The 15,895-nt window shown below is 68.5% G+C and carries 17 protein-coding genes; 9 read left to right on the top strand and 8 right to left on the bottom strand.

Going from position 1 to position 15,895, the window contains the following annotated elements; genetic code table 11:
• Positions 1–120: 120 nt before the first annotated feature.
• Complete coding sequence (locus ACU5AP_RS02270) at positions 121–1,086, top strand: magnesium and cobalt transport protein CorA (protein ID WP_128719256.1); 966 nt, start codon at positions 121–123, stop codon at positions 1,084–1,086.
• Here ACU5AP_RS02270 and ppc read toward each other — a convergent pair whose 3' ends face one another.
• Positions 1,087–3,792 carry a phosphoenolpyruvate carboxylase gene (gene ppc / locus ACU5AP_RS02265; RefSeq protein ID WP_446680742.1) on the bottom strand — a complete coding sequence of 902 codons (2,706 nt, stop codon included), beginning with the start codon at positions 3,790–3,792 and terminating at the stop codon, positions 1,087–1,089.
• A 317-nt stretch (positions 3,793–4,109) separates the two neighbouring features.
• On the opposite strand from ppc, the gene ffh reads away from it, so the two are divergent.
• From ffh to ACU5AP_RS02245, 4 genes are all read left to right on the top strand, one after another.
• Positions 4,110–5,633 carry a signal recognition particle protein gene (gene ffh, locus ACU5AP_RS02260; RefSeq protein ID WP_446680741.1) on the top strand — a complete coding sequence of 508 codons (1,524 nt, stop codon included), beginning with the start codon at positions 4,110–4,112 and terminating at the stop codon, positions 5,631–5,633.
• A gap of 24 nt (positions 5,634–5,657) precedes the next feature.
• Entirely contained in the window at positions 5,658–6,158 is a 501-nt protein-coding gene (rpsP, locus tag ACU5AP_RS02255; RefSeq protein ID WP_003166663.1) for a 30S ribosomal protein S16, read from the top strand.
• 110 nt (positions 6,159–6,268) lie between these two features.
• Positions 6,269–6,796, top strand: coding sequence for a ribosome maturation factor RimM (rimM, locus tag ACU5AP_RS02250; RefSeq protein ID WP_446680740.1), 528 nt, complete (start codon positions 6,269–6,271; stop codon positions 6,794–6,796).
• A 68-nt stretch (positions 6,797–6,864) separates the two neighbouring features.
• A complete protein-coding gene (locus ACU5AP_RS02245) occupies positions 6,865–7,569 on the top strand; it encodes a glutathione S-transferase N-terminal domain-containing protein (protein WP_046653061.1) in 705 nt (234 codons plus the stop codon).
• Positions 7,570–7,614: 45 nt separating this feature from the next.
• Here the strand turns inward: ACU5AP_RS02245 and ACU5AP_RS02240 are convergent, their stop codons facing one another.
• From ACU5AP_RS02240 to ACU5AP_RS02230, 3 genes are all read right to left on the bottom strand, one after another.
• Positions 7,615–7,788, bottom strand: coding sequence for a YegP family protein (locus ACU5AP_RS02240; RefSeq protein WP_076224443.1), 174 nt, complete (start codon positions 7,786–7,788; stop codon positions 7,615–7,617).
• Between the two features lie 101 nt (positions 7,789–7,889).
• A complete protein-coding gene (locus ACU5AP_RS02235; protein WP_128719259.1) occupies positions 7,890–9,062 on the bottom strand; it encodes a benzoate/H(+) symporter BenE family transporter in 1,173 nt (390 codons plus the stop codon).
• A 154-nt stretch (positions 9,063–9,216) separates the two neighbouring features.
• Positions 9,217–10,014: an enoyl-ACP reductase FabI gene (locus ACU5AP_RS02230; RefSeq protein ID WP_162200520.1), complete on the bottom strand. Its 798-nt coding sequence runs from the start codon at positions 10,012–10,014 to the stop codon at positions 9,217–9,219.
• A 154-nt stretch (positions 10,015–10,168) separates the two neighbouring features.
• On the opposite strand from ACU5AP_RS02230, the gene ACU5AP_RS02225 reads away from it, so the two are divergent.
• Positions 10,169–10,510 (top strand): DUF2794 domain-containing protein, encoded by a 342-nt coding sequence (locus ACU5AP_RS02225; protein WP_003166665.1) that lies wholly within the window; start codon positions 10,169–10,171, stop codon positions 10,508–10,510.
• Between the two features lie 225 nt (positions 10,511–10,735).
• Here ACU5AP_RS02225 and ACU5AP_RS02220 read toward each other — a convergent pair whose 3' ends face one another.
• Positions 10,736–11,482, bottom strand: coding sequence for a Bax inhibitor-1/YccA family protein (locus tag ACU5AP_RS02220; RefSeq protein ID WP_076224445.1), 747 nt, complete (start codon positions 11,480–11,482; stop codon positions 10,736–10,738).
• 126 nt (positions 11,483–11,608) lie between these two features.
• Between ACU5AP_RS02220 and thpR the strand changes: the two genes are divergently transcribed.
• Genes thpR through mmcB form a run of 3 tightly spaced genes read left to right on the top strand, consistent with a single transcriptional unit; the run spans position 11,609 to position 13,183 of the window.
• On the top strand, positions 11,609–12,148 hold the full coding sequence (thpR, locus tag ACU5AP_RS02215) for an RNA 2',3'-cyclic phosphodiesterase (RefSeq protein WP_125899540.1): 540 nt from the start codon (positions 11,609–11,611) through the stop codon (positions 12,146–12,148).
• Complete coding sequence (locus ACU5AP_RS02210; RefSeq protein ID WP_003166668.1) at positions 12,145–12,711, top strand: GNAT family N-acetyltransferase; 567 nt, start codon at positions 12,145–12,147, stop codon at positions 12,709–12,711. Before thpR ends, ACU5AP_RS02210 begins: the two co-directional genes overlap by 4 nt.
• Before the next feature lie 25 nt (positions 12,712–12,736).
• On the top strand, positions 12,737–13,183 hold the full coding sequence (gene mmcB / locus ACU5AP_RS02205; protein WP_076224449.1) for a DNA repair putative endonuclease MmcB: 447 nt from the start codon (positions 12,737–12,739) through the stop codon (positions 13,181–13,183).
• Positions 13,184–13,187: 4 nt separating this feature from the next.
• Here mmcB and ACU5AP_RS02200 read toward each other — a convergent pair whose 3' ends face one another.
• From ACU5AP_RS02200 to ACU5AP_RS02190, 3 genes are all read right to left on the bottom strand, one after another.
• A complete protein-coding gene (locus ACU5AP_RS02200; protein ID WP_128719262.1) occupies positions 13,188–13,901 on the bottom strand; it encodes a M48 family metallopeptidase in 714 nt (237 codons plus the stop codon).
• Positions 13,867–15,147 (bottom strand): polyhydroxyalkanoate depolymerase, encoded by a 1,281-nt coding sequence (locus tag ACU5AP_RS02195; protein WP_128719263.1) that lies wholly within the window; start codon positions 15,145–15,147, stop codon positions 13,867–13,869. The genes ACU5AP_RS02200 and ACU5AP_RS02195 overlap by 35 nt, the downstream gene beginning before the upstream one ends.
• A 97-nt stretch (positions 15,148–15,244) precedes the next feature.
• The gene (locus tag ACU5AP_RS02190; protein WP_278449557.1) at positions 15,245–15,865 is read right to left on the bottom strand and encodes an SCO family protein; all 621 of its coding nucleotides are present in this window, start codon (positions 15,863–15,865) and stop codon (positions 15,245–15,247) included.
• Positions 15,866–15,895 lie beyond the last annotated feature (30 nt).

Raw genomic sequence — 15,895 nt, 5'->3', positions numbered from 1 at the left:
GAAATCCGCCGGGCCTTTTCTATTTCGGCCGGGGTGGCGTAAGCCTTGGCTGTGTCACGGGCTGCGTCGGGTCGAGAAGGCGGAGCCTTCTGATCGCGGCACAGCAAAGAAGGAGCGCCCATGAGCGTCGTCGCCTCCTACGTCTACAAGGACGGCAAGCGGGTGCGCGAAGCGCCGCTGACGCCTCAGGGGCTGAACCTGGCCAAGGGGGAGTACCTCTGGATCGGCCTGCACGAGCCGTCGGATGAAGAGTTCGACGTCCTGGTGCGCCGTTTCCACCTGCACCCCCTGGCGGTCGAGGACGCATTGTCGGCGCATCAGATCCCCAAGCTGGAGGTCTACGGCTCCGAACTCTTCATCGTCGCCCGCACGGCCCAGGCCAAGGGCGACCGCATCCTGTATGGCGAGACCCATGTCTTCCTCGGCCCCAACTACGTCATCACCATCCGCCATGGATCGGCGCGGGCGCACACTCAGTTGCGCGCCCAACTGGAGGCCTCGCCGCACCAGTTGAGCCACGGGCCGGACTTCATCCTGCACGGGGTGCTGGACTTCATCGTCGACGGCTACATCCCCATCATCGACGCCATCGAGGACAAGGTGCTGGAGATGGAGCAGGTCGCGCTGGACAGCTTCCTGTCGCGCGACGACATCACCCGCCTGTTCCAGTTGCGTCGCGAACTGGTGAAGTTCAGCCGGGTGCTGGGGCCGATGGAGGAGCTCTGCGTCAAGTTGCAGTCGCTGGACCTGCCCTGCATCGACCGCGAGGTGCGGCCCTACTTCCGCGACGTGGCCGACCATGTGCGCCGCGTCGCCAGCCGCGCGGCGGGCCTGCGCGACATCCTGGCCTCGGTGTTCGAGGTGTCCAACCTGCTGGAGCAGCAGCGCCAGGGCGTCATCACCCGCAAACTGGCCGCCTGGGCCGCCATCCTGGCGACGCCGACGGCGGTGGCGGGCATCTACGGCATGAATTTCGAGCATATGCCCGAGCTGCGCTGGACCTATGGCTATCCGGCGGTGCTGGCCTTGATCGTCGCCATCTGCATCGGCCTTTACGTCACCTTCAAGCGGACCCGGTGGCTGTGATCAGCCGCTGTTCCTGAGACCCGCCGCCACGCCGTTGATGGCGAGCAGGATGCCGTTGCTGACGCGCGGGTCGTCGTCGCCTGCGCGGCGACGACGGATCAGCTCGATCTGCACATGGTTCAGCGGCTCGACATAGGGCATCCGCTGGCGGATCAGCCGGTCCAGTTCGGGCTGGCCGCCCAATAGAGTCCGTTGGCCGGTGATCGACAGGACGGCCGCGACGGTGCGGTCCCATTCGGCGCGGATGGCGTCATAGATGCGCTCGGCCAGGGCGGCGTCGGGGACCAGCCCGGCGTAGCGGCGCGCGATGGCCATGTCGGCCTTGGCCATCACCATCTCCATGTTCTGGACCACGGTGCGGAAGAAGGGCCAGGCCTCGGCCATGGCGCGCAGTTCGGCTGGGTCTTCGCCCTGAACCGCCGAGCCGAAGCCGAACCAGCCGGGCAGCATGACCCGCGACTGCGACCAACTGAACACCCAGGGAATGGCGCGCAGGTCCTCGATGGCAGGGGAGGCGGTGCGGCTGGCCGGGCGCGAGCCGATCTTCAGGTCGGCGATCTCGGCGATGGGGGTGGCGGCGCGGAAATAGTCGACGAAGCCCGGCGTCTCATAGACGAGGGCCCGATAGGCCTTCATCGAGGCGGCCGACAGGCGCGCGGCCGCGGCCCCGTGCTCGGCGCTGTAGCCCGCGTCGGACTGCGGCCCCAGCGAGGCCAGCAGGGTTCCGCAGGTCAGGGCGTCGAGGTTGCGCTGCGCCACTTCCGGCTCGCCGTATTTGTTGGCGATGACCTCGCCCTGTTCGGTGACGCGGATGCGGCCCCCGACCGTGCCGGCGGGCTGGCCCAGCACGGCCGAGAAGGCGGAGCCGCCGCCGCGCCCCACGGCGCCGCCCCGGCCGTGGAACAGCTGGAGCCGCACCCCTGCCGCGCGCGTGACGTCCAGCAGGGCGCGCGAGGCCTCGTGCAGCTCCCACCCCGAGGTCAGGTAGGAGCCGTCCTTGTTGGAGTCGGAATAGCCGATCATCACCTCCTGCACCCCACGCGCCTCGGCCACGGCGCGGGCGGAAGGCTCGGCCAGGACGCGCTCCAGCGTGGCCCGGGCGGCGCGCAGATCGTCGATGGTCTCGAACAGGGGCGCGGCCTGGATGGGGCAGGCGCCGGGGTCGGCCGGGTCGTAGAGGCCGACCTCCTTGAGCAGCAGATAGACCTCCAGCATGTCCGAGGCGGCGTCGGTCTTGGACACGATGTGGGTGCGGATCGCCTGCGGGCCGAAGGTCGAAAGGGCCTCGGCGGCGGCCTGAAGGATGGCGCGCTCCTTCAGCGTCTCGGCCGCGTAGTCGGCATAGGGGGAGAAGAGGGGACGGGGACTGGCCAGTTCGCGCGCCAGCACGGCCAGCCGTTCGGCCTCGTCTAGGGCGGCGTAGTCGGGGCAGACGCCCGCGACCTTCAGCAGGTCGGCGACCACGCGCTGATGCACGTCCGAATTCTGGCGCAGGTCCAGCGTCGCCATGTGGAAGCCGAACACGTCCGCCGCCGTGATCAGCCGCGCCAGCCGGTCGTCGGCGAAGACGGCGCCGTGGGTCCGCACCAGACTGTCGTGCAGCACGTTCAGGTCGGCGCGGAAGGCGTCGGGTCCGTCATAGGCCGGGGCGTCAAAGCGGGCCGGGCGCGGCGTCGGCTCGCCGGTCAGGGCGGGGTGGGCGGCCGACAGCCGGGCGTAGATCTGGCTGAGCGCCCGGCGATAGGGCTCGTCGGCGCGCTGGATGGAGGCGTCGCCCGACCCTTGCGCCAGGGCGGCCAGTTCGGGCGTGACGCGGGTCAGGTCGATGGACAGGCTGAGTTCGGCGCCCAGGGCGTGCACCTCGTCCAGATAGAAGCCCAGCGCCGCCCGGGCCTGGCTGCGGAAGGCGGCGCGCAGGGTGTCGGCGTCGACATTGGGGTTGCCGTCGCGATCGCCGCCGACCCAGGAGCCGATGCGCACGAAGGGCGTCAGGTCCGGCGCGTCGAGCAGGCGGCGCCACTCGGCCAGCTGGGCCGGGGCGACATGAAGAAAGATGCGCTGCAGCCAGTCGACCACGGTGTCGATCTCGTCCTGCACCACCAGGGCCGAGGCGCGGGTCAGCCGCGTGGCCCACAGGATGACGATCTGGCGGCGCAGCGCGGCCTTCAGGGTGTCGGCGTCGCAGGCGATCCCGTCGCGGTCGCAGCCGTCCAGCAGTTCGCCGACCGCCGTGGTGCGGTCGATGACGCTCTTGCGGCGCACCTCGGACGGGTGGGCGGTCAGCACCGGCGAGATCAGGGCCTGGGCCAGCAGGTCGCGCACGGCGTTCCTGTCGGCGCCCGCCTCGGCCAGACGCTTGAGCACGCCTTCGGGGGTGTCTGCCCGTTCGCCGGCCTCGGCCTGGGCCTGGGCGCGGCGCTTGCCTGCGCGATCCTCGGCGACATTGGCCAGCAGGGAGAAGGCGGCGAAGCCGTGCGTCAGGCCGATGGCCTGATCCAGCGACAGCTCGCCCAGCAGCCGCTCCAGCTCCGAAGCGTCGTCCGAGGCCGGGTCGCGGTGATAGGCCACCGAGGCCCGCCGCACCGCCTCGATACGGTCGTAGAGATCCTGGCCGCCCTCGTCGCGGATCACCTCGCCCAGCAAGGCGCCCAGAAGCCGGACTTCGTCGCGGAGGCGGTCGTGGGGAAACTCGGGGGCTTGGGTCATGTGGGTCGTCTCTCAGCGGGGAGGCCGGACCGGAACCGTATCAGCGGGATCCGAACGCGCCAGCCCATGCTGCAACGCAGAAACCCTTTGTGTGGTCGCCTTTCGTCGCGAGAAACGGAGTCGACATCGCCTTGCTTTTCCGCCATAAGCCGCGACTTCCGGCGCAATTGAACCTGCGCCTCCACCGGGACGACCCCATCCTTTCATGGATGGATGAGCCCGGAGAGGGCCTCTGTCGACGTGATCGTTCGCAGAGGTCGCCCGCCTATGGGCGTTTCTCATGGAGGCTGACGGCCCAGGCGCATGAAAGGGTTTGAATGTTCGAGGCTCTGAACGAGCGGCTGACAGGCGTCTTCGACCGGATCACCGGGCGCGGCGCCCTGTCCGAAAAGGATGTCGAGGAGGCCCTGCGCGAGGTCCGCGTCGCCCTGCTCGAGGCCGACGTCGCCCTGCCGGTGGTCAAGGACTTCATCGCCCGCGCCAAGACGGCCGCGACCGGCGAGGAAGTCATCCGCGCGGTCAAGCCCGCCGATCAGGTGGTCAAGATCGTCTATGACGGCCTGGTCGAGATGCTGGGCGGCGAAGAGCCGGTTCCGCTGAACACCAATGCGACCCCGCCCGCCGTCGTGCTGATGGCCGGTCTGCAGGGCTCGGGCAAGACGACGACCTCGGCCAAGCTGGCCTTGCGTCTGTCGAAGTTCGACAAGAAGAAGGTCATGATGGCCTCGCTGGACACGCGTCGTCCGGCGGCCATGGAGCAGCTGGCTACGCTCGGTCAGCAGATCGAGGTCGCGACCCTGCCCATCGTGGCGGGCGAGAGCGCGGTCCAGATCACCCGCCGCGCGCTGCAGTCGGCCAAGCTTCAGGGCTTTGACGTCCTGATCCTCGACACCGCCGGCCGCATCACCCTTGACGAAGGGTTGATGAACGAGGTGGCCGAGGTCGCCGCGATCGCCAAGCCGGTCGAGACCCTGCTGGTCGCCGACAGCCTGACGGGTCAAGACGCGGTGCGCACCGCCGCCGCCTTCCACGAGCGTCTGCCGCTGACGGGCCTGGTGCTGACCCGCGCCGACGGCGACGGGCGCGGCGGCGCCATGCTGTCGATGCGCGCCGTCACCGGCCTGCCGATCAAATATCTGGGCGCGGGCGAAAAGGTCGATGCGCTGGACGTCTTCGACGCCCGCCGCGTCGCTGGCCGCATCCTGGGGCAGGGGGACATCGTCGCCCTGGTCGAGAAGGCCGCGGGCGAGCTGGATCAGGCCAAGGCCGAGAAGATGGCCCGCAAGCTGGCCAAGGGCCAGTTCGATCTGGACGACCTGGCGGGTCAGCTGAACCAGATGAAGAAGATGGGCGGTCTTCAGGGCATCATGGGCCTGCTGCCCGGCGTGGCCAAGCTGAAGAACCAGATGGCCGAGAACAACGTCTCGGACAAGATGATCGACCGCCAGCTGGCCGTCATCAGCTCCATGACCAAGGCCGAGCGCAAGAAGCCGGACCTGCTGAACGCCAGCCGCAAGAAACGTGTCGCCAAGGGCGCCGGGGTCGAGGTTCAGGACATCAATCGCCTGCTGAAGCAGCACCGACAGATGGCCGACATGGTCAAGTCGTTGTCCAAGGGCGGCGGCAAGAACCTGCAGAAGATGGCCTCCATGATGGGCGGCCTGCCCGGCATGGGCGGCGGCGGTCCGGACATGAACCGCCTGAAGGCCCTGGGCGGCGGCAAGATGCCGGAACCCTCGGCCGATGAAATGAAAGCCATTCAGGACCGCCTGGCGGGTCTGGGCGGCGGACAACTTCCGGGGGGCCTTCCGGGTCTGCCGGGCTTCCCCAAAAAGAACTAGCGCCTTTCTAGAAAGAGACTGAAAATGCTGAAGATTCGTCTGGCCCGCGGCGGCGCCAAGAAGCGCCCCTACTACCACATCGTCATCGCCGACTCGCACAGCCCGCGCGACGGCAAGTTCATCGAGCGCGTCGGCAGCTACAACCCGATGCTGCCGAAGGACAGCGCCACCCCGCGCATCGTCCTGAAGGCTGACCGCATCTCGGAATGGCTGGCCAAGGGCGCTCAGCCGACCGACCGCGTCGCCCGCTTCATCAGCCAGAGCCAGGACGAAGTTCTGGTCGGCAAGGTCAAGTGGACCCAGAGCAACAACCCGAAGAAGGGCGAGCCGGGCAAGAAGGCCCAGGAACGCGCCGCCGAGCGCGCCCAGCGCGAAGCCGACCGCCTGGAAGCCGAAGCCGCCGCCAAGGCCGAGGCCGCTGAAGCCGCCGCCGCCGCCGCCGCCGCTCCGGCCGTGGAAGAAGCGCCGGCTGAAGAAGCCCCCGCTGCTGAAGTCGCCGCCGAGGCGACCGAAGAGCAGGCCTGAGCCTTATCTCTTCATCCGGCCCCGGCCGGTTGAAACGGGAAAGCAGCGTCCTTCCGGGGCGCTGCTTTTCTGCTATCTGGACCCATCGCATCGGCAAACGGAGCCCGGTCATGAGCAGCGAAGACAGACTGATCCTGGTCGGCCAGATCGGCGGCGCCTTCGGGGTGAAGGGCGAGGTGCGGATCAGCGCCTATACCGCTGACGCCATGGCCCTGGTCGGCTATTCGCCGCTGCTGGGCGCCGACGGCAAGCCGGTGCTGACCCTGCTTTCGGCGCGGCCTGACAAGGCGGGCGTGGTGGCGCGCGTCAAGGAGATCGCCTCCAAGGAAGAGGCCGACGCCCGGCGCGGCCAGAAGCTGTTCGTCACCCGCGACGCCCTGCCTGAGCCTGAAGAAGACGAGTTCTACCTGACCGACCTGATCGGCCTGGAAGGGCGCGATCCGGCCGACGTGGTGCTGGGCAAGGTGAAGTCGGTTCAGAACTTCGGCGCCGACGACATGCTGGAGATCGCCCCAGCCGAGGGCGGCCCGACCTGGTATCTGCCCTTCACGCGCGAGGCGGCGCCCGAACTGCACATCAAGGAAGGCTGGCTGCGTATCGTTCGCCCGAGCGAAGTCAGCGATCGCGACGAAGACTGACGCTGACACGGTTGCGGATTGCGCGCAGGCTTCCAACATGGAGGGGGTCACACCAGCCGGAGCGCTTCATGGCCGATCTGTCCGCCTTTCCCGTCACCCGCCAGTTTCCGCCGCAGCATCCTGATCGGCTTCAGCTCTATTCCCTGACGACGCCGAACGGGGTGAAGGTCTCCATCCTGCTGGAGGAGCTGGGCCTGCCCTATGAGGCGCACCGGGTCGACATCAGCAAGGACGAGACCTGGACGCCTGAGTTCCTGTCGCTGAACCCCAACGGCAAGATCCCCGCCATCATCGACCCCGACGGTCCGGGGCATAAGCCGCTGGCCCTGTTCGAGTCCGGCGCCATCCTGGTCTATCTGGCGGAGAAGGCGGGGCGCTTCCTGCCGACCGATCCGGCGGCGCGCTATGAGACGCTGCAGTGGGTCTTCTTCCAGATGGCGGCCATCGGCCCGATGTTCGGCCAGGTCGGCTTCTTCCATAAATTCGCCGGGCGCGAGTACGAGGACAAGCGGCCGCGCGATCGCTACGTCGCGGAATCGCGGCGTCTGCTGGGCGTGCTGGAAGGGCGTCTGGAGGGCCGCCAGTGGATCATGGGCGACGACTACACCATCGCCGACATCGCCATCCTGGGCTGGGTGCGCAACCTGATCGAACACTATGGCGCGGGCGATCTGGTCGGCTATGCGGACTTCCCGCGCGTGGCCGCCTGGCTGGCGCGCGGGCTGGCCCGACCGGCCGTGCAGCGGGGCCTGAGCATCCCGGCGCAGCCGTAAGGCGAGGTTGCGGGGGCGGGCGGTGCGCCGCGCCCCCGCGCAGTCTCAGACTTCTTCGGTCGGGGCGTCGCCGACGTATTTCTTGATCGACTCGATGGCGCGCTTGGCGCCCGACTTGTCGGAATAGCCTTCGGTCGAGAAGATGATTTCCGAGTTGTATTTGAACCGGACGCGGAACTCGCCGGCCTTGTCCTGATAGACTTCGAACTTGTGCGCCATGATCGCCTCGCTCTGACGGCCGCCAGTCGGCCGAGGCGAGGAAGCTGCCACGGCCCCGCTCAAGGCGTAAAGGGCGTGAAATGTAAAAGGCCGTGAGGCGATCAGCCGCGCGCTGGAATCCAGCGCCGCGCCGCCAGGGCCAGGAAGCCGATCGCCAGGCCCCAGAAGGCCGAACCGACCCCGAACAGGGCCACGCCCGACGCGGTGGCGGCGAAGGTCAGCACCGCCGCCTCGCGATCCTTGGCCGCGGCCATCATGGCGCCCAGCGATCCGGTCAGGGGCGCGATCAGGGCCAGGCCGGTGATGGCGGCCAGCGCCCCCGTGGGCATGGCGATGAACAGGCCCGCCAGCGGCGCCGCGAACAGGGCGACGACCAGGTAGAACAGGCCGTAGATCACGCCCACGGTCCAGCGTTTGGAGGCGTCGGGGTGGGCGTCCGGCTCGGTGCAGATGGCGGCGGTGATGGCGGCCAGATTGACGCCGTGCGCGCCGAACGGAGCCAGAAGCGTGCTGGTCAGCCCGCCCCAGAAGATCAACTTTCCGGCGGGCGGGGCGTATCCGGCGGCCCTCAGCACCACCAGACCGGGCAGGTTCTGCGAGGCCAGCGTCACGAGATACAGCGGCAGGGCCAGACTGATCGCCGCCTTCCAGTCGAAGGCGGGCATGACCGGCGACAGATTGCCGAACAGGCCGGTCCCCTCGGGCAGGGCGACCTGACCGCGTAGCGCCAGCACGGCGAAGGCGGCGACCAGAACGACGGGGAGGGTCCAGGCGGGCGCCAGACGCCGCATGACCACAAAGACCAGGAGCAGACCCGCCGCCAGCGTCATGTCGGTCGGGAACACCAGGAACAGCTTGAGGCAGAAGGGCAGCAGCACCCCCGCCAGCATGGCCGAGGCGACGGCGGCGGGAATGCGTTCGGCCAGCCTCCCCAGCGCCGGGACCAGTCCCGTCAGCACCATCAGCAGCCCGGCGATGACGAAGGCGCCGACGGCGGTGCTCCAGCCGAGACCGAGGGTCGAGGCCGCCAACAGGGCCGCGCCCGGCGTCGACCAGGCCAGCACCACGGGCATCTTCAGCCGCCAGCTCAACACCGCGCCGGGCAGGCCGATGCCCAGGCACAGGGCGGTGACCATGGAGATGATCTGGGCGGGCGCCGCGCCCATGGCCTGTCCGGCCTGCACCACCAGGGCGACCGTGCCGCCGAAGCCGACGACGGTCGCCACGGCGGCGGCGGAGAAACTGGCGGGCGGCGGCAGGCGCAGGGCACTCATGCGTTCAAGCTAGGCCGAGGGGCGGACGCCTGAAAGTAGAAATGCGGCTTTCCGCTCATCCGGCGGACGCCGGGATGAGCGGCTAGTGGGGGGAGATGCAAAAAGGGCCGTCGGTGTCCCGGCGGCCCTCTGTCTGTCCGAAACCCGGTCGGGTTCAGCCTTCCATGTCGTCCGGCAGGCCGACGGCGTGGAAACCGGCGTCGACGTGGACGACTTCGCCCGTGGTCGAGCGGCCCAGGTCCGAGCATAGCCACAGGGCGGCGCCGGCGACGCCTTCCATCGAGGTCTCTTCCTTGATCAGCGAGAACTGCGCCGACTTGGAGTGCAGGCCGCGCCCGCCCGAGATGCCGGCCAGCGACAGGGTGCGCATGGCGCCCGCCGAGATGGCGTTGACGCGGATGTTCTTCGGACCCAGGTCGCGGGCGATGTAGCGGGTCGCGGCTTCCAGGGCGGCCTTGGCCACGCCCATGGTGTTGTAGTTGGGGATGACCCGCTCGGACCCGAGGTAGGTCAGGGTGATCATCGAGCCGCCATTCGGCATCAGCCTGGCCGAACGCTTGGCCACGTCGACGAAGCTGAAGGCCGAGATGTTCATGGCCAGCAGGAAGCTGTCGCGGGTGGTGTTGTCGACGAAGGAGCCCTTCAGCTCGTCCTTGTTGGCGAAGGCCACCGAGTGGACGACGAAGTCGATCGTGCCGAATTCCTTTTCCAGCTCGGCGAAGGCGGCGTCCATCGAGGCGTCGTCGGTGACGTCGGCCTGGATCAGCAGCTTGGCGCCGACGCTTTCGGCCAGCGGGCGCACGCGGCGCTCAAGCCCCTCGCCCAGATAGGTGAAGGCCAGCTCGGCGCCTTGGGCGGCCAGCTGCGAGGCGATGCCCCAGGCGATGGAGCTGGAGTTCGCGACCCCCATGATCAGGCCCTTCTTGCCCTTCATGAGGTCTCCGGTGGGCATGTCCCAGCCTTCGCTCGTCGCCATGGGTTCGTCTCCGTATCTAGAACTTGTTCCGCCTTTTGGACGGGCGCGCGGCGGGTGACAAGCGTTCAGGCCCTGATCCGACCCGTGATCCGCCGCTGGCGTTTCGCGGCGAGCGGCCTAAGTTGATGCCATGAGCTTCGACGTCGACAGTCCGAATGCGCAACCGGAGGCGGGGCCGGTCTTCTTCGACCGTCGCGAACTGGACCAGATGCTGCGGGTCTATGGGCGGATGGTGGCGGCGGGCGAATGGCGCGACTACGCCATGGCCGGCCAGAAGGACCACGCCGAGTTCGCCGTCTTTCGCCGCCACGGCGACGCGCCGCTCTATCGGATCGAGAAGCGTCCGGCCCTGCGCCTGAAACAGGGACAGTGGGCCGTGATCGGCGAGGGCGGCCATGTGCTGAAGCGCGGCCGCGACCTGGCCCAGGTGCTGCGCGTCTTCGACAGCCGCAAGTTCACGGTGGTGGAGTAGGGCGCCCTTTCATTCCCGCTCATCCCGGCGGACGCCGGGATCCAGAGAGTGAGCCAAAGCGGGGCCGAGCCGCTGAGCCGGGCGCTCTGAAGCCAAAGCACTGGATCCCGGCGTCCGCCGGGATGCCCGGAGCTAGGCAGTCGCCAACCCTCAACGTGAACGCAGCTAAGAAAAAGTCCCCGGCGTTGCTGCCGGGGCCTTCTGTGTTTCAAACCGCCTGTGCCCCTATTCGCGGCTGCCCATGAAGGCCAGCAGGAACTGGAACAGGTTGATGAAGTTGATGAACAGGCTCAGCGCGCCGAAGCCCGTCGCCACGCCCATCGCGTTCTTGTCGCCGCCCAGGGCGTAGTAGGTCATCTTCAGACGCTGGGTGTCATAGGCGATCAGGCCCGAGAAGATCAGCACGCCGGCGCCGGAGATGATCAGGTACATCACGCCCGATTGCATGAAGATGTTCACGATCGAGGCGATGACCAGGCCGATCACGCCCATGATCAGGAAGGTGCCCATGCCGGTCAGATCCTTCTTGGTCGTGTAGCCGACCAGGCTCAGACCCGCGAAGGCGGCGGCGGTGACGAAGAAGGTCGAGGCCAGCGAACCGTTGGTGTAGCGCAGGAACAGCACGCCCAGGCCCGCGCCGATCGTGGCGACCACGGCCCAGTAGAGCATGTTCACGCCCTTGGCGGTCGGGTTCTTCATGAAGAACATCGAGCCGAACAGCATGACCAGCGGCGAGAACTGGACGATCATGCCCAGCATCGTCAGGCCGATGCGGCCGTCGTCCATGCGGGCGAACAGCAGCTGCTGCACCGCCGGGACGTTGCCGGTGACGTAGGCCAGGGCGCCCGCGACGACCAGACCGATCGCCAGCTTATTGTAAACGCCCAGCATGAAGGCGCGCAGACCGGCGTCGACGGACATGTCCGCCGACTGCGGAAGCGGGCGCGCATAGCCGTTGTTGAAATCGCTCATCGCGAAAGAAGTCTCCCATTCGGCCGGGAATGTCCCGACCTTTGGCTGAAATATCGGGATGCAGACGCATCCTTGCAAGAAAAACCGGACTTCCGGCCGCCGGTTCCGCCCGCTACCAAGGGTCGCATGTTGCGCCTGTTCACCGCCATCGCCATTCCCGAGGACGTCGCCGAGACCCTGGCGCGGCGTCAATCCGGCCTGCCCGGCGCGCGCTGGCGGCCGCTGGACGCCCTGCACGTCACCCTGGCCTTCTATGGCGAGGCGTCCGAGCGCACGGCCGACGATCTGGCCTCGGAACTGACGCGGGCCGAGGGCGGCGGGGCGTTCGAGATCACCCTGAACGGCGTCGGCGCCTTCGGCGACGCCCACCGCAGCCATACCCTGTGGGCCGGGCTGGAGCGGTCCGAGCGGCTGAACGTCCTGGCCGGGCGTTGTCGGTCGGCGGGCGAGCGGGCGGGCGTTCCGCCTGAGAAGCGCGAATACCGGCCGCACGTCACCCTGGCCTATCTGAAGCCCCAGGCGAACCCCGACCGCATCGGCGCCTGGATCACCGGGCACAATCTGTTGAAGTCGCCGCCGATCCGCGTGGATCGCTTCGGCTTGTACTCCAGCGTCCTGACCGGGGACGGCAGCGTCTACACCCTGGAACGCGAGTATCTGTTGTGATCGATCGCCCGACATCGCCCCTCGGTCCCACGCTGGAGACCGAACGCCTGTTCCTGCGCCCGCCGATGCTGGAGGATTTTCCGCGCTGGGCCGACTTCATGAGCGACCCCGAGACGACGCGCTTCATCGGCGGGGTGCAGTCCCGGCATGAGGTGTGGCGCGCCATCGCTTCGGTCGCGGGCATGTGGGCGCTGCACGGCGAGGGCATGTTCTCGCTGATCGAGAAGACGACCGGCCTGTGGATGGGGCGCATCGGGCCGCTGCATCCCTATGGCTGGCCGGGTCGGGAGGTGGGCTGGAGCCTGCACCGCGACGCCACGGGCAAGGGCTATGCGATCGAGGCCGCCGCGGCGACGATGGACTACGCCTGCGACGTGCTGGACTGGCCGGACGTCATCCACTGCATCGACCCCGACAACCGGGCGTCGGAGAAGGTGGCCGAGCGGCTGGGCTCGACCAATCGCGGGCCGGGCGTCATGCCGCCGCCCTTCCATGAGCACGCGGTCAACCTGTGGGGTCAGTCGCGCGAGCAGTGGCGCGTGAACCGGCAGCGCTTGCGGTAGGAACATAGGCGGAACATAAAGGCGAATGCCCGCCGCCGCGCTTCACCTCGAACTGGTCTTCAGCCGCCCCGAAACGACCCTGTCCGTCACGCGGGGGGCGGCGCGGCTCATGCTGGACATGGGTTATGCGCCCCTGCTGGAGGTCTGCCTGCCCAATGGGCGGCGCGCCGACGTCATGGCCCTGGGGCCCAAGGGCGACATCGTCATCTGCGAGGTGAAGTCGGGGATCGACGACTACCGCGTCGATCGCAAATGGCAGGAGTACGGCCCCTTCTGCGACGCCTTCTACTTCGCCGTCGCGCCGGAGTTCCCCGAAGGCGTGCTGCCGGACGAGCCGGGCCTGATCGTCGCCGACGGCTTCGGCGGGGCGGTGGTGCGCGACGCGCCGGCTACGCCCCTGGCGCCCGCGCGCCGCAAGGCCCTGACCCTGGCCTTCGCCCGCCTGGGCGCGCTCAGGACGATGCGGGACTGAAGCCCTATCCGCCCACCGCGTGCAGGGCTGCGCCGTGATCGCGCAGCCAACGGCGATGCGGGCGGTGATCTCCGACCAGGCGGGCGACCACCGCCCAATAGGCGGGGCTGTGGTCGGCGTGGACCAGGTGGGCGACCTCGTGCGCGGCCAGGTAGTCGGCGACGGCGGGCGGGGCCATGATGACGCGCCAGGAATAGCGGATCGAGCGGTTGTGCGGGCTGCATGAGCCCCAGCGCGAGCGGGTGTCGACGATGGACACCTTCACCGGCTTCTGGCCCAGGGTCTTCAGGTGGACGTCGGTTCGCTCGACCAGGAAGTCCCGCGCGGCGCGGCGGAACCAGTTCTCGATGCGGCGAGAGAAAGCCTCGCCCTCGCCGCCCGAGCGCAGCACCGGACCCTCAGGCGTGTCGATCAGGCGGGCCGCTCCTGCGCCTCCGCTGGCTTCCAGGCGCACCGGGCGACCCAGCCAGGTCACGACCGCGCCCGGCTCGAACGGCTGGGCGTCAACGCGCGCGGCCAGTCGCTCGGCGATCCATCCGGCCTTGGTGCGGGCGAAGGCCACCACCTCGCCCAGGCGTCGCTCGCTGGGCGCTACGGCCACGGCCTCGCCGGCGCGGGCGTCGATGCGGATCGACAGCCGACGCGCGCGCGGATTGACCGACAGCCTCAGGGCGCCGCCGCCCTCAAGCGGCAGACGCTGACCGTTCCGGTACGACACTGATGGCTTCGTTCTGGGCGATGAAGTCGCGCACGCGGGGATAGATCTCCTCGCGGAAACGGCGGCCGTTGAAGACGCCGTAGTGGCCGACCTTGGGCTGGACGTAGAGCAGGCGCCGGTCGTCGGGAATGTTGGGCGTCAGGCCGTGCGCCGCCTGGGTCTGGCCGACGCCGGAGATGTCGTCCATCTCGCCCTCGATGGTGGCCAGGCCGATGTCCGCGATCGCCGTCAGATCGACCGTCTCGCCGCGATGCTGCAACAGGCCGCGCGGCAGCAGGTGCTGCTGGAAGACGATGTCGATGGTCTGGAGATAGAACTCCTCGGTCAGGTCCAGCACCGACAGATATTCGTCGTAGAACTGCTCGTGCTTCTCGACCCCGTCGCCGTCGCCTTCGACCAAGCTCTCGAAATAGCGGCGATGGGCGTCGACGTGCTTGTCCTCGTTCATCGACATGAAGCTGTAGAGCTGGACGAAGCCCGGATAGACCCGCCGCCCCACGCCCGGATAGGGCCAGGGCACGGTGTGGATCATGTTCGACTTGAACCAGGTGAAGGGCTTTTCCTCGGCCAGTTGGTTCGTCGTCGTCGGCGACAGGCGGGCGTCGATGGGCGAGCCCATGAAGGTCATGGAGGCGGGCCGGTTCGGGTCGTTCTGCGCCGCCATCACCGCGCAGGCGGCCAGCACCGGCGGCCCCGGCTGGCAGACGCCGACGATGTGGGCGCGCGGCCCCACCGCCGCGAGCATGTCGCGCACGTGGTCGATGTAGTCGTTGAAGTCGAACCGCCCTTCCAGCATCGGCACCTGGCGGGCGTTGGTCCAGTCGGCGACGTAGACGTCGTGGTCCTGCAGGAAGGTCTCGACCGTGCCGCGCAGCAGGGTGGCGTAGTGGCCCGACAGCGGGGCCACGATCACCACGGCGGGCGCCGCCGCGGGCTTGCCCGCGCGCTTCAGGTCGCCGATGTTGCGGGCGAACCGCACCAGTCGGCACCAGGGCGAGGACCAGACGACCTGTTCGGTGGTGCGAACCGGCTTGCCGTCGATCTCAAGCGTCTCCAGCCCCCAGTCGGGCTTGCCGTACCGGCGGGTCAGGCTCTCGAACACCTCGGCCGAGGCGTAGGCGGTGCGGCCGATGGCCGTGTCCGACGCCGGATTGAACGGAGAGGTCCAGAACTGGCGGGCCATTTGGGCCCCGATCCGGAACGGCGTCGCCGAATGATAGGCGAGCTCGTGAAAAGCGTAGAGCATGAAACCCCGACTGCGGCCCCCGCCGATGCGGAACGCCGATCATACAGAGTGCTGCGCCGCAAAAAAGACCGGCGGCGCTTCGTTCAGGGAAAGGTGATCAGCCCTTCTCCATCGCATTCTCGATCAGGGTGGCGGTGCGGCTGGGCCCCAGGTCGTGGGCGACCGCGCTGCGGAACTTTCCGTCTGGGCCCATCAGATAGACGGTCAGGCCGTGGTTCATGGTGTAGCCCTCGCCCTCGCCGACCTTCTGATAGAAGGCGCGATAGGCCTTGGCGGCCTTGGCCACCTGTTCCGGCGTGCCGGTCAGGCCGATGACGCCGTCGGGGAAGCCGTCCGACGAGAGGTAGTCCTTCAGCATCTGCGGCGTGTCGCGCTCGGGGTCGATGCTGATGAAGACGATCTGCAGATCCTTGGCTTTGTCGCCCATCCGCTCCTGCACCGCGTTCAGCACGCCCAGGGTGGTGGGGCAGTAGTCGGGGCAGTAGGTGAAGCCGAAGAAGACCAGGGTCCATTTGCCGTTCAGGATCGTCTGGTCGACGACCTGGCCGTCCTGATTGGTCAGGGTGAAGTCGCCGCCGACCAGGGGCTGGCCCGTCGCGACGTCTGTGGTCTGGGCCGCCTGCTGGCGCCCGCCGACCACCACCATGGTGATCAGGCCCAGCGCCAGGGCGATGACCGCGCAGGCGGCGGCGAACAGGATCACGGGACGGCGGGGCATGGCGTCTCCTCATCGGGAACGGAAGTCGTT

Source organism: Brevundimonas sp. RM1 (genome assembly GCF_052907225.1).
This window is presented reverse-complemented; position numbering and strand designations above follow the sequence as displayed.